The sequence below is a fragment of the Pseudohongiella sp. SYSU M77423 genome, from assembly GCF_029911965.1.
GTDB lineage: Bacteria > Pseudomonadota > Gammaproteobacteria > Pseudomonadales > Pseudohongiellaceae > Pseudohongiella.
This window is the reverse complement of the sequence record NZ_JARYTH010000008.1, coordinates 1-12,918: the sequence shown is the minus strand read 5'-3', so window position 1 is coordinate 12,918 and position 12,918 is coordinate 1. Positions and strand designations below refer to the sequence as shown.

Here is a 12,918-nt window from a genome sequence, read left to right as displayed (position 1 = left end):
CTATCTCTGAATCAGATAAGTCAGTGTGCCTACGTCAGCCAAGGCGAAAAGCTCAGTATAGGATCTGTCGGTAGCGGAGTGTCAGTCTACTGTACTGTCGGGCTCGATCGTCTCATCCAGCTCATCAAGCTCATCAAGCTCATTAAAGCGGATCATTTCACTCAGCTCGTCGATATAGGCCTCACCGCGCTCCGAGTAACGATCCAGATCGCCGACCAGTTCCAGGCCGCTAACCAGCCGGTCGTTCTCGCGCAATGCTTCACGGCGTCGACGCAGCTCCAGGTAGGCCTCGTGACTGTTGAGGTTGTGGATGTAACGCTGCACCGAATGCAGTGGCGAATCAAAGGCTGCCACCTCATGCTGGGCACCGGCTGGCCTATCTTCCGGCACCAGGCCGCAGCCAGCGACGAAACACCAGTGTCCAAAATAGTTGTTTCCTTCAACGGCAAAGCGGGAACCACCCCAGGCGCTTTCGTTGGCTGCCTGGGCCAGTGCCAATGACGGGGGCACGATGTCCACTCTGCGAATCAGCACTTCCCAGTCTTCGTCGGAGGCTAGGTCAAACTCGGTTATTTCGTATTCCTCAGCGAGCTGCTGCAGCCACATTCGCTGCCAGAACATGAGCGACCCACGGCGTTCGCTCAAAGACAGCAGGCGCTCTCGTTGCTCGAGGATCTGCTGGTTACGCAAAGTGACTAGCGGGAGAAAATACTCGAAAAACATCTGTTTGCGTTGTTCGGTATCCGTGTACATCGAGAAATCAGGCGGCGCGGGAATCGTGGCGTTGGGCAGCATTCGCCAGGCGATGGCAATCAACACCAGCGCCGCCAGACCCAATACCAGGGCATTTACCCGCCGCTGAGGTTCAGGAACAGCTACTTCCGATGGTGCCTCGACGTCAGTGCCTGATTGAGGCTTGTTTTCGTTCTGGTCGGTCATATGATCCACAATTCTCTGATTACTCCCTACCACCCTTGATACGCACCAGCATAGCCGGTCGGATCGATACAAGTCCATTCCCCACTCAGGCTTGCTGTTAGCCTGATCAGGGATTATATTCGTTTCAACAGATATTCAGGAAAACGAATATGCCAGAAAACTATTCCCCTCCTTCAGCACTGGAGTTCTTCAAGGCACTTGCGGATGAAACGCGAATGTTGAGCCTGCTATTGATTGAACGGGCCGGTGAACTTTGTGTATGCGAGCTGATGGCAGCGCTGGAAATGCCCCAGCCAAAAATTTCGCGCCATCTGGCACAGCTGCGCAAGTGTGGCATCGTCAGTGATCGACGGGAAGGACAGTGGGTTTACTATCGGCTGCATCCGGGTCTGCTGGACTGGATGAAATCCACACTGTCAGACGCCAGACGGCATTCGCAGGGCAAAATCGAAACGCCCATGCAACGACTGCAGACAATCAACCGGCGCAGCCCTTTTCAATCCTGCGCTTCAACTGAGATGCTACAGACCACAGGAAGCTGTTCATGACTATCAGGATCGGTATTAATGGCTTTGGACGCATCGGTCGTCTGGCCACACGTGTATTACTGGAGCAGCCACAAGCTCGAATTGTGCATATCAATGATCCGGGAGGTGACACTGAAACACTGGCTCATCTGCTGAATTTCGACTCGGTTCATGGCCGCAGTGCGTATGACTGCCAGGCGGACGGTGACGCCCTGCTGGTTAAGGAGCAACGCATATCAGTCTCGCACAACACATCGATTGCCGATACCGACTGGTCTGGTTGCGACCTTGTGATTGAGGCCTCCGGCCGCATGAAAACCGTGGCAGTACTGCAGGGCTATCTGGATCAGGGCGTAAAACGCGTCGTTGTCTCTGCGCCCGTTAAAGAGGAGGGTGTGCTGAACATCGTCATGGGGGTCAATGACGAGCTGTACGACCCGAGCCAACACACGATCGTCACAGCCGCGTCCTGCACCACCAACTGCCTGGCGCCTGTGGTAAAAGTCATCCATGAAAACCTGGGTATCAAACACGGCTCGATGACCACCATTCACAGTATCACCAACACCCAGACCATTCTGGATGCGCCACACAAAGATTTGCGACGCGCCCGCGCCTGCGGTGAAAGTCTTATCCCAACTACCACTGGCTCGGCCACAGCGATCACTCACATTTTTCCGGAGTTGAAAGGTAAGCTGAACGGGCACGCCATTCGTGTACCACTGGCCAATGCCTCGCTGACCGATTGTGTGTTTGAAGTTGACAAGCCAACCACCGCAGAGGCGGTCAATGCGTTGCTGAGGAAGGCGTCAGAGACGGATCTGCAAGGTATTCTGGGATATGAGGAGCGTCCTCTGGTGTCCATCGATTACCGGACTGACCCACGTTCCAGCATCATCGATGCACTCAGCACACTGGTCGTCAACGACACTCAGGTGAAGATCTATGCCTGGTATGACAACGAGTGGGGTTACGCCAACCGCACGGCTGAGCTGGCGATAAAGGTCGGCACGCTGGACCAACAGAACGGATAAGTGTCGCCTGTAATGCGCAAACCGCTCTCACCTGACGTCCGCCAGTATCTGATTGTCACCGGCAACTACTGGGCTTTCACGCTGACCGACGGCGCACTGCGCATGCTGGTGGTGCTGCACTTCTACCAGCTGGGTTATACACCGCTGGAAATCGCTCTGCTGTTTCTGTTCTACGAGATTTTTGGTGTGGTCACCAATCTGGTGGGTGGCTGGCTGGGCGCCCGCGTGGGTCTGAATCGCACCATGAATATCGGGCTGTTCCTGCAGATTGTGGCCCTGGGCATGTTGCTGGTGCCGGCCAGTATGCTGACGGTTGCCTGGGTCATGACAGCCCAGGCGTTATCCGGTATCGCCAAGGACCTGAACAAAATGAGCGCCAAAAGCGCCATCAAGCTGCTGGTACCTGCCGAGGCCCACGGCACCCTGTTCCACTGGGTTGCTTTGCTGACGGGCTCCAAAAACGCCCTGAAAGGTGCCGGCTTTTTCCTGGGTGGTGTGCTGTTGGCCTGGCTGGGCTTTCAGGGCGCTGTTGGCGCAATGGCCGGCGCGTTACTAGTGATCTGGTGCCTGAGCCTGATGTTATTAAAGGATGATCTTGGCCGCAGCAACGCCAAACCACGTTTTCGTGATGTTTTCTCAAAAAGCCGGGCCGTCAATGTCCTGTCGGCAGCCAGGTTGTGCCTGTTTGCCGCGCGCGATGTCTGGTTTGTCGTCGCCCTGCCGGTTTACCTGTCGCAGGCACTGGACTGGTCCTCAAGTCAGACTGGCGGCTTCATGGCGTCGTGGATTATAGCTTATGGCCTGGTTCAGGGTCTGACGCCGCGCTTCATCCATCGCGACCAGAGTCGCCCTGTTTCCGGCCGCACGGCAATGGGATGGGCGGCTGCGCTGACACTGGTTCCCGCCCTGATTGCACTTGCGCTTACCCAGAATTTGCCCGACAGCCTCTTGCTGATTTGCGGTCTGCTGGTGTTTGGTGTGCTGTTTGCCATCAACTCATCACTGCACAGTTATCTGATCGTCAGCTACGCAGACAGGGAGAATGTCTCAATGGATGTGGGCTTCTACTACATGTCCAATGCCATGGGCAGGTTATTGGGTACCGTGCTGTCCGGCTGGGTGTTTCAGGTCTATGGCCTGGGTGCCTGTCTGTTAATTTCCAGCGTATTGATATTGCTCGCCAGCCTCATATCGGTCGCGCTGCCACGATAATTCCTCTATAATTCGCGCCCTTTGCACGACCGCATATTCGACGCAGCTTATCTTCATGTTCGGAACGCCACCATAGGGCAACGGCCTTTGCATCAATTCCAGATGTGAGGATCAGGCGCCTTCTTAGACACGCTTGCATCACCAGCCTCGCGCACAACAATCCAACAAGCGTGGCGCATTTTAATCAACTGCTACCCAAACCGTCTGTCAGCCAATGCCGGACCTGGGTAATCTTTAACTACGGAATGACCATGCTTTTATACTCAACACGCAAAGACTGGTTTGGAAATGTCCGTGGCGACCTGCTCGCCGGACTTGTCGTCGCCCTGGCTCTGATTCCCGAGGCAATCGCCTTCTCCATCATCGCTGGTGTCGACCCGCGAGTGGGTCTGTATGCGTCTTTTGCGATCGCAGTGATCACGGCCATCGTCGGCGGACGTCCCGGCATGATCTCTGCCGCCACTGGTGCCATGGCACTGTTGATGGTGACGCTGGTCAAAGAACACGGCCTGCAGTATCTGCTGGTCGCGACGCTGCTTACAGGGGTGATACAGATCGTCGCCGGCTACCTGAAGCTCGGTAATCTGATGAGTTTCGTATCCCGATCAGTGGTCACTGGCTTCGTCAATGCCCTGGCAATTCTGATTTTTATGGCGCAGTTGCCGGAGCTGACCAATGTCACCTGGCATGTCTACGCCATGACCGCGGCTGGATTGGGCATTATTTACCTGTTTCCTTATCTGCCGGTGGTTGGCCGCACTATACCCTCACCACTGGTATGCATTCTGTCGTTGACGGCCATCGCGGTCATATACGGTATCGATGTGCGCACCGTGGGTGACATGGGCGAGTTGCCTGCCACACTTCCGGTTTTCCTGCTGCCGGATGTCCCCTGGACGCTGGATACCCTGATGATTGTGTTGCCCTACTCTGTCTCATTGGCAGTGGTTGGCCTACTGGAATCGCTGATGACAGCAACCATTGTCGACGATCTGACTGACACACCCAGCGACAAGAACCGCGAGTGTAAAGGCCAGGGTATCGCCAATATTGGCGCAGGCCTGCTCGGCGGCATGGCCGGTTGCGCGATGATCGGGCAGTCGGTGATCAACGTTAAATCCGGCGGGCGTGGACGCCTCTCGACGCTTTGCGCCGGTGTGTTTCTGCTGATCATGGTGGTGTTTCTTGGTCCCTGGTTGTCGATGATCCCCATGGCCGCTTTGGTGGCGGTGATGATCATGGTCTCAATCGGCACTTTCAGCTGGAGCTCCATCATCAACATCAAACACCACCCCAAATCGACCACGCTGGTGATGCTGGTAACCGTGGTTGTGGTGGTTGCCACCCACAACCTGGCCTATGGTGTGCTGGCCGGCGTGCTGCTGGCTTCACTGTTTTTTGCCAATAAGGTCAGCCACTTCATGTATGTGGCGTCGGAGCTTGATGCGCAAACGCAGACCCGCCATTACACGGTGGTCGGTCAGGTGTTCTTCAACTCGGCTGATCGCTTTGCCAGCAACTTCAATTTTAAGGAAGTTCTGAACAAAGTAGTGATAGACTTGAGTCGTGCACACTTTTGGGACATCTCGGCCGTCGCCGCGCTGGACAAAGTAGTCATCAAGTTCCGCCGCGAAGGCGCCGACGTTCAGGTGATTGGACTGAATGAGGCCAGCGCCACTATCGTCGATCGCTTCGGCGTACACGACAAACCCGAAGAAATAGAAAAAGTACTGGGGGGACACTGATGACGGAACGAACCACCGTATTGGCCTGTATCGACGGGTCTTCATTTACCGGCGCAGTGATCGATTATTCCGCGTGGGTAGCCTATACCGTTAACGCCCCCCTGCGCCTGCTGAATAACATTGAGCGGGGCCGCATGCCCTCTTCCGACCTCAGCGGCAGTATCGGCCTTGGCGCCCGTGAGGAGCTGCTGGATGAGCTCGTGGAGCTGGAGTCACGGCGCAGCAAGATTCTGATGGAGCAGGGTCGTATCATGCTGACTCACGCTACCGAACGCGCCTGTGATTTTGGTGTCGCCGGCATTGAGTCACTGCAGCAGCATGGTGACCTGACCGACTCGCTGATCGACATGGAGCATGAGATTCGCGTCCTTGTTGTGGGTATTCGCGGCGAAGGTCATGAGGACCGTGAGAAAGGCATTGGTGCACAGCTGGAAACCATCATCCGTGCCCTGCACCGCCCCATCCTGGTGGTCAACCGTCCATTTGAAAGTGCGCCACAGCGCATGATGCTCGCCTACGATGGCAGCGAAGCGTCCCGTAAGGCGCTGAACATGATTATCTCCAGTCCGCTGTATCAGGAGATGGAATGCCATGTGGTGCACGTCAACAATAACGCTGAAGAAGCTCAGGCACTGCTCGCACAGGCCAGCTCTGAATTGCAGGCTGCTGGCTTGCAGGCAACGACAGAAACGCTAACGGGTGATGTTGTACCCGCATTACTCGAATACCAGCACGATCATCAGATTGAGCTGACGGTCATGGGTGCATTCGGACACAACCGTCTACGCGAATTACTGTTTGGCAGTCTCACAGCCAAAATGCTGGTGCAATCAAAGGTACCGTTGCTGCTGCTGCGCTGAGCAGGACTCTGAACCCAGAAGTACCCGCGGTTGATCGGCGCGCCAACAAAAAAGCCCCACTTCTTAAAGCGGGGCTTTTTGTTTCTACACCGACGCTGACCCCGTAAAAGGGCAATGCAGTCAGCTGTAGCCTGGGATTACTCGTCTTGCGCTTCCTGGAACTCCACGTGAACTTCGAGCTCGATGTCGTCACCGACGCCGAAGGTCACCATGTTGTCCAGGCCGAAATCCGAACGCTGGAATTCAGCACTTGCCTCAAAACCAAGCGTGTAACGACGAGTGAGGAAGTTACGACCACCACCATTGAAATCAACGGTCATTGTGACAGGTGCAGTATTACCCAGCAGTGTCAGGTCACCCTCGAATACGAAAGTGTCTTCATCGACAGCTTCAACAAATCGAGTGGTTCGGTAGATCGCCTGCGGGAAAGCGGCCACATTGAACCAGTCTTCGCCACGCAGATCTTCAGCAAACTCAGGGTTGTTCACATCAATCGATTCAGTATTGATGATCACTTCCAGGCTGGAGTTTTCTACGTTCTCCGGATCGAAGTCCAGGGTTGCATCAAAGTCATTGAAACGACCGATATAGCTGGAAAAGCCCAGGTGGTTGATCTTCCACAACAAAGACGCGTGAGTCTTGTCCAGTGTGTAGGCGCCACCACGCAGTTCTGCCACTTCGGTGTTGAAGTCTGGAGTGATCAGACGATCGCAGCCAGCCAGCGCAGCCACGCTGACAACCGCCAGCGCGAGGGTTCGACATTTAACAAATGGTTTATTGATCATTACGTTTACCTTGTTCTAATAATGCCGATTGGTCACTGCATTTCTGCGTAGACATCAACTTCAACAGTCACATCGTTCGGAACCGCTGAGGTGTTGGCAAAATAGCCCTGACCAACACCAAAAGCCAGTCGCTGTACAACCACTTCGCTGGTCAGATTGAAACGATTGCCATCAACCGTCAGATCGAACGGGAAGGTCAGCGGGTGTGTCTGATCGCGAATTGTCAGCATGCCGTCGGCCACGAATGAATTCATGGACTCGAGACGGCATGAGGTAGCCTCAAAGCGTGCCGTCGGGAAGCGGTCCACATCAAACAGTTCGATGTCCATCATGTAGCTGTAGGTCTCTTCGTCATCGATGGCCATATCAATGATCGGTATGGTCACTTCAAACTTGCAGTCAGCCGGGTTCAGCGGGTCGATTTCAAACACCGCATCGACGTTCTTGAACTCGCCCTGATAAGGCGTGTCAGAATACGAGTACTTGAAAATAACGCTGGACGCGTCCTGATCAATCACCCAGGTTTGAGCCTGCGCAGCCATACCAGCTGTCAGCATGAGCGGCGCCAGCGCCGCCCGGAAAAACTTAGTTCGCATAATCAATACAACTCCAAAGCTTGCAAATTAGGGCAGCGCGTAAGCCACCAGTTCGGACGGTTGTCCCTGACCGCTTACGACCATGGCAATGTACTGCTTGCCATTGTGCTCGTAAGTAAAGGGCTGACCAGTCTGAGTGCCAGGCATTTCGATCTCGGCAACAATCTCGCCGGTCTGTTTGTCATGGGCACGCAGGTAAGGGCCACCGCCAGTGCCTTCACCGGCGAACAGCAGGGTTTTGGTCAACAGCAGACCGGAGCGCGTTTCCACGCCGGTTCGCGGCAGATCCACGCCTTCCAGGGCGGGGTTATCAGCAATAATTGATGGTGTGTCAGCATTCGCGACCATCCACTCGTGCTCGCCTTCTACCATATCGATTGCCGTAATACGGCCGTATGGTGGCTTGACAATCGGAAGACCCATCGCGCGTGGCACACGCACACCCAGCGCCATACTGTAGTCGATGTCAGAATTTTCATTTTTTGCGACCGACAGTACCGCTACAACAGTACGTGATGGTACATACAGCATGCCCGTTTCCGGATCCAGCGCCGCACCTTCCCAGTTTGCACCACCCGTTGCTGATGGCAGGCTCAGGGTGCCCTGCGTACCATCTTCAGCACCACGCACTGACGGCGGTGAATACAGGTTGGTTCCCAGGCGGAAGGGCTGGATGGCTTCCAGCGCGGCGGCGCGCAGTTCTGGCGTGAAGTCGATCAGGTCATCTTCGGTGATGCCCTGACGGTCAAAGCCGGCTGGTTTGGTCGGGAACGGCTGGGTTGCTGCGTACCACTCACCGGGTACGTCTCCCGCAGGAACAGGCAGATCTTCGATTGGCCAGATTGGCTCGCCAGTCTCACGGTCGAAGGTGTAAACATATGCCTGTTTGGTAACCTGCATGACGATTTTGCGGCCATTGGGCAGATCGGCCAGGATCGGGGCAGCCGGGTTATCCCAGTCCCAGATGTCGTGACGGATAATCTGGTAGTGCCACTGACGTTCACCGGTTTCGATATCCACAGCCACCAGGCTGGTACCAAACAGGTTATCGCCAGGACGGTCACCGCCGTAACGGTCACCAGTAGGCGCTTCTACCGGCAAATAAACGTGGCCCAGCTCTGGATCACCAGACATCGGTGCCCAGACGCCGGTGTTACCGGTGTAATCGGCACTGCCTTCCAGCCATGTGTCATAGCCGAATTCGCCCGGACGTGGAATCGTGTGGAATGTCCACAGATGCTCACCTGTGCGCACATCGTAAGCGCGCACGTCACCTTTGACGTTGGCCATTGATGGTGGACGCATGGACACAGCCATGGCCGGACCCACAACGACCACATTGTTCATGACAAATGGGGGCATGGATGAACCGATGTCGATGTCTTCGCGACCCGGCCCAAGACGCAGGCCTTCCTGCATGTCGATGATGCCGTTATTGCCAAATTCAGGATCGAGGGTACCAGTTTCGGCATCCAGAGATACCAGGTAGAAGCCGGGCGTAATGACAAGAAGGCGGCTCTCGTCACCATCGCGCCAGATGGCCAGTCCACGGCCGGAGCCCTTACGTGGCGCATTGTCGTAGCGCTCCTGGCTGTCAATTGATTCCCACTGCCACAGCACTTCGCCAGAGGTGGCGTCAATGGCCACGACGTCACGCTGCGAACCAATAGTCGTGTACAGAACACCATCGACTTCCAGCGGCGTAAATGTGGCGTTGTATTCAGGGTTATCACCGAAATCGCCGGTGGGCAGACGCCAGGCAATCTCCAGATCGGCGACGTTGTCAGCATTAATCTGGTCCAGCGGCGAATAACGCTGGGCGGCCATGTTTCCGTTGTAATCCGGCCAGTCACCCTGTGACACGTCAGTGCCATGCTGTGACCATGCGCTGGATGCGCACATGAGGGAACCGACACTCAAAGCGAGCGCCGACAACACGCGTTTCGTTTTTATCATTCTTAACTCCCTGAATTCAGGTTGTATTTCTTGAAACTCCTGGCCAGAACCCACCCATCTGCCGCCACCTTCAGGCAGCTGACAGCACATCAAGAGGAGATTTAGCCAAGTATGGGTTGTGCCAAGAATAAGTCATACACCGGCTGCAAGCAAGCCGTGGGGCCCTCGCGTCACGTTTTGACACGATGTACAACAGGCCTGCTGCGACCAGCCCCCAGGGGCGCTACCAGGCCGCTTTAAGCGTTCTTCTATTTTGTCAGATGTCCGGTACCGCTCGCCGCCAGAGCAGCGAACTGCCGTATCTCCTCCCTGAGCGCCTCGTGATCCTTCAGCCCGGTTATCCACTCCTCGGGCACCTCGCTGCTGCCCGCTGCAAGCAACAGCCCCAGCACCAGTCCACGATGTACACTGTCGCCACCCATTTCGGCATTGGCTCGCAAAGTGCTGATCAGTCCGCAGTCGTGCTCTTTCCCAAGTTTCGCCATAAGTGGCAGTGCCTGTTCAACATAGCAGGCCGTCGCAAAGTAATCCGTACTTCTGGTCTCTGCACCCTCCTTCAGAAAGCTCATGTGCAGGCGCCAGGCTTCATCAGCCGGGATATTTCCCGGGCCGTCATGTTCCCGGTATGCCTTGAACAGCTCATCACCAGAAATCGCTGGCGACGGCAGCTGCGCCAGCAGATCTTTAAACACGTCCTGAGGATCGCTGCCATTAACCAGTCGCAGCAATGCCGGCACCAGTACACCAAGACCACTGCTCACCACTTCCGAGCGGTGCGTCAGTTGCTGGTGAGTGATTGCCATGCCCAGGGCGATGAACTGATTGTCCGGATTCAGCAGAGATAGCGCCAATGGCCTTATCAAACCGCCGACGCTATCGATAGACCAGACCTGACGTTGCTGCTCAGCACAATTCTCTGGCGCGATACCCAGGCTGTAATTCTCGAACCAGCGGCGCAAATATATTTCGGTGTACGGATCTGAATTGTCGCACGGTGTTGTCATGTAGCCGATAAAATCCTGCATGAAGCCATCCTGGCTGTATCCGCCGCCGGAGACCACTGACCGTATCAGCAACCGCAGCAGTCCGGCGCCAAGTGTAGACTCACCTGACTGCAGGCCGTGATGGTAGTGAATCCGGTCTTCCAGTGATGTTGTTTCATTGCCATGCTCGCCCTCCCGATCGTCCAGTTTGAATTTGAAATCACTGTAGCTGGTGCGATAAAACCTGGCGTGCTCATGAAGAATGTCGAAGTTGCGACCGCAGGCCTTTGCTTTCTCAATGTCCGGCTGATAGCTGCTACCCACCATGAAGGAATCCGGATGAGGGTGCGGCGCCGGATAATACTGGTCGATACCGCTGGGGAACTGTTCACGGATGTGATCTGTTGAATAAAACCAGTGCACCGGCATCGCCAGTGCGTCGCCAATAAACGCGCCCCACAATGCATTCTCGATCCGGCTGGCAATAGAATCACTCATGGTTCTGCTCCTTCACTGTTCAGCTTGAGTCCGATTTATCAATGCTGGTTGTACACCCTGCATTTCACCTTTTCAGTAATACTGTACGACTGAGCTGGACAGCTGGAGCACACCCAGTCGCGCGAAGACTTCAACGCTGTTTTGCTCCGATTGTTGTAAGGAAGTCGGACCAACCGGGATGAATTCGACTTCATGCAGCTGCTGTGCTGAAATTGTAGGAAATTGAGAATCCTGCAGCTGGAAGACAACTCGCAGAACACGCAATCCCAAACTCGCCCAGAAGGCCGGACCATGATGACAGACGATGCACATACACAATATTTGCAAAAAGCAATTTCACTGGCTGTTAAATCCGTGCACGAAGGCGGCGGGCCATTTGGCGCGGTGATTGTGCGTGGGGGGAGAATTGTTGCCGAGGCGTGGAACCAGGTAACTCTGAATCATGATCCGTCCGCCCACGCGGAAGTGGCTGCGATACGTAAAGCAGGCAAAGTTCTGGGACACCCTCACATACAGGACTGTATTCTGTACAGCAGCTGCGAGCCCTGTCCGATGTGTCTGGCGGCCACAATGTGGGCTCGTATTCCCAGGGTGTATTTCGCTGCCGCGCACGACGAAGCAGCACGAGCGGGCTTCGCCGACACGCACATTGCGGAACAGCTGTATGGCCAGGCGCGACCTGTAGCGCTGGAAAAAGGTTTTTTAACGCAAGTGGAAGTAGCGACAGCATCGCTACCTTTTGATACGTGGTTGGCGAGAGCGGATCGGGTAGAATATTGATTGATTCCAATCCGACAGGCAAAAATTAAATGGAAGTCCTGTGATACGAGAACTACTGTACCGACTTTTCGGCCAGCCTGAGCGCCGAACCTTGTTACCAGACTCAGCTGAAAAAAAGAACAGCCGGCCAGCGACACCCACAACGGAAAAGACAAGCCCCGCTCTCTCTCGTGACGACGCCTTTCAACAGATGATTTTGATCTGAAGTCATACTGTGAAGTTGTGGAAAAGGATCCAACGATTGCGGCGCAACTGATTTCAGTGGCCAACAGTGCGCAATACAACCCGGCTGGTGAAGAAATTACCGATATCAAACGGGCCTTCTCACTTCTGGGCAGTCAGGGCGTCAAGCAACATGTGCTGCTGGCCTGCATTAGAGGTATATCGACTATCCGTCATGCTTACTTCAAGGCATTTGGCGAGAAGATCTGGATTCACAGTGACGATACCGCCAGCATCTGTCGCGATCTGGCCGGGATGCGTGGCCTGGACGGTGAAACAGCTTTTCTGATCGGCCTGGTCCATGACATTGGCAAGATTGTGATCTTCAAGCTAATGATAGACGCTGTACGCCGATTCAACCCGGATGAAAAGCTGGGATCGTCGATCGTCAAACAACTGTTGTCGCAGAAATCCATGCAGCTCAGCGTGCTGGTAGCCACACACTGGCGGATGCCTGCTGTTGTGATCTCGGCGATCCGCGGCCTGACACTTGCCGACCGTCAGTCATCGTTTTGCCCCCTTGGCCAGGTGCTGATCTATGCCAACTTCATCAGTGAGTGGCGTCTGATTCTGGGTGCCGGATTATCCTCGGAGGTGGAGTTCGAACGAGAGGTCATGCGACTGCAGCTGGCCGATGATGTGCGTGCTTACATCATGCAGGTGGAGCGGCACTCGGCCAGCCATTAGACTGCCTGGGCTCGGTTGAACTGGGGAGTTCTCACTAACCAGACACCACAAACAAAAAAGGCCCGCATAAAGCGGACCTTTGAACAACCTGATA

11 protein-coding genes and 1 pseudogene are annotated in these 12,918 nt (G+C 55.1%); 7 read left to right on the top strand and 5 right to left on the bottom strand.

Translation table 11 applies throughout. From position 1 onward, the window contains the following. Positions 1 to 81: 81 nt before the first annotated feature. The gene (locus QGM61_RS14510) at positions 82 to 939 is read right to left on the bottom strand and encodes a glucosaminidase domain-containing protein (RefSeq protein WP_281133404.1); all 858 of its coding nucleotides are present in this window, start codon (positions 937 to 939) and stop codon (positions 82 to 84) included. Positions 940 to 1,088: 149 nt separating this feature from the next. Between QGM61_RS14510 and QGM61_RS14505 the strand changes: the two genes are divergently transcribed. The 5 genes from QGM61_RS14505 to QGM61_RS14485 all read left to right on the top strand — a co-directional run bounded on the left by QGM61_RS14505 (position 1,089) and on the right by QGM61_RS14485 (position 6,317). Then, positions 1,089 to 1,487: an ArsR/SmtB family transcription factor gene (locus QGM61_RS14505; protein WP_237133509.1), complete on the top strand. Its 399-nt coding sequence runs from the start codon at positions 1,089 to 1,091 to the stop codon at positions 1,485 to 1,487. Continuing rightward, positions 1,484 to 2,500 carry an ArsJ-associated glyceraldehyde-3-phosphate dehydrogenase gene (locus QGM61_RS14500; protein WP_281133403.1) on the top strand — a complete coding sequence of 339 codons (1,017 nt, stop codon included), beginning with the start codon at positions 1,484 to 1,486 and terminating at the stop codon, positions 2,498 to 2,500. Before QGM61_RS14505 ends, QGM61_RS14500 begins: the two co-directional genes overlap by 4 nt. A gap of 12 nt (positions 2,501 to 2,512) precedes the next feature. Continuing rightward, positions 2,513 to 3,712, top strand: a complete 1,200-nt coding sequence (gene arsJ, locus QGM61_RS14495; protein WP_237133507.1) for an organoarsenical effux MFS transporter ArsJ — start codon at positions 2,513 to 2,515, stop codon at positions 3,710 to 3,712. Between the two features lie 251 nt (positions 3,713 to 3,963). Further along, entirely contained in the window at positions 3,964 to 5,457 is a 1,494-nt protein-coding gene (locus tag QGM61_RS14490; RefSeq protein ID WP_237133506.1) for a SulP family inorganic anion transporter, read from the top strand. Continuing rightward, the gene (locus tag QGM61_RS14485) at positions 5,457 to 6,317 is read left to right on the top strand and encodes a universal stress protein (RefSeq protein WP_281133402.1); all 861 of its coding nucleotides are present in this window, start codon (positions 5,457 to 5,459) and stop codon (positions 6,315 to 6,317) included. The genes QGM61_RS14490 and QGM61_RS14485 overlap by 1 nt, the downstream gene beginning before the upstream one ends. Before the next feature lie 137 nt (positions 6,318 to 6,454). Here the strand turns inward: QGM61_RS14485 and QGM61_RS14480 are convergent, their stop codons facing one another. The 4 genes from QGM61_RS14480 to QGM61_RS14465 form a co-directional block, all read right to left on the bottom strand. Next, a complete protein-coding gene (locus QGM61_RS14480; protein WP_281133401.1) occupies positions 6,455 to 7,102 on the bottom strand; it encodes a YceI family protein in 648 nt (215 codons plus the stop codon). 32 nt (positions 7,103 to 7,134) lie between these two features. Further along, complete coding sequence (locus QGM61_RS14475) at positions 7,135 to 7,698, bottom strand: YceI family protein (RefSeq protein WP_281133400.1); 564 nt, start codon at positions 7,696 to 7,698, stop codon at positions 7,135 to 7,137. A 27-nt stretch (positions 7,699 to 7,725) separates the two neighbouring features. Then, on the bottom strand, positions 7,726 to 9,654 hold the full coding sequence (locus tag QGM61_RS14470) for a PQQ-binding-like beta-propeller repeat protein (protein ID WP_281133399.1): 1,929 nt from the start codon (positions 9,652 to 9,654) through the stop codon (positions 7,726 to 7,728). Positions 9,655 to 9,902: 248 nt separating this feature from the next. After that, entirely contained in the window at positions 9,903 to 11,135 is a 1,233-nt protein-coding gene (locus QGM61_RS14465) for an ADP-ribosylglycohydrolase family protein (RefSeq protein ID WP_281133398.1), read from the bottom strand. Between the two features lie 291 nt (positions 11,136 to 11,426). Between QGM61_RS14465 and QGM61_RS14460 the strand changes: the two genes are divergently transcribed. Further along, positions 11,427 to 11,915, top strand: coding sequence for a nucleoside deaminase (locus QGM61_RS14460; protein WP_281133397.1), 489 nt, complete (start codon positions 11,427 to 11,429; stop codon positions 11,913 to 11,915). A gap of 192 nt (positions 11,916 to 12,107) precedes the next feature. Next, positions 12,108 to 12,824: pseudogene (locus QGM61_RS14455) on the top strand (HDOD domain-containing protein); the annotation flags it as partial. Positions 12,825 to 12,918: the final 94 nt, after the last annotated feature.

Bases quoted from the DNA above. Each gene is read 5' to 3' on its own strand.
- QGM61_RS14510 (WP_281133404.1), bottom strand. From the start codon at position 939: ATGACCGACCAGAACGAAAACAAGCCTCAATCAGGCACTGACGTCGAG.
- QGM61_RS14505 (WP_237133509.1), top strand. From the start codon at position 1,089: ATGCCAGAAAACTATTCCCCTCCTTCAGCACTGGAGTTCTTCAAGGCA.
- QGM61_RS14500 (WP_281133403.1), top strand. From the start codon at position 1,484: ATGACTATCAGGATCGGTATTAATGGCTTTGGACGCATCGGTCGTCTG.
- arsJ (WP_237133507.1), top strand. From the start codon at position 2,513: ATGCGCAAACCGCTCTCACCTGACGTCCGCCAGTATCTGATTGTCACC.
- QGM61_RS14490 (WP_237133506.1), top strand. From the start codon at position 3,964: ATGCTTTTATACTCAACACGCAAAGACTGGTTTGGAAATGTCCGTGGC.
- QGM61_RS14485 (WP_281133402.1), top strand. From the start codon at position 5,457: ATGACGGAACGAACCACCGTATTGGCCTGTATCGACGGGTCTTCATTT.
- QGM61_RS14480 (WP_281133401.1), bottom strand. From the start codon at position 7,102: ATGATCAATAAACCATTTGTTAAATGTCGAACCCTCGCGCTGGCGGTT.
- QGM61_RS14475 (WP_281133400.1), bottom strand. From the start codon at position 7,698: ATGCGAACTAAGTTTTTCCGGGCGGCGCTGGCGCCGCTCATGCTGACA.
- QGM61_RS14470 (WP_281133399.1), bottom strand. From the start codon at position 9,654: ATGATAAAAACGAAACGCGTGTTGTCGGCGCTCGCTTTGAGTGTCGGT.
- QGM61_RS14465 (WP_281133398.1), bottom strand. From the start codon at position 11,135: ATGAGTGATTCTATTGCCAGCCGGATCGAGAATGCATTGTGGGGCGCG.
- QGM61_RS14460 (WP_281133397.1), top strand. From the start codon at position 11,427: ATGATGACAGACGATGCACATACACAATATTTGCAAAAAGCAATTTCA.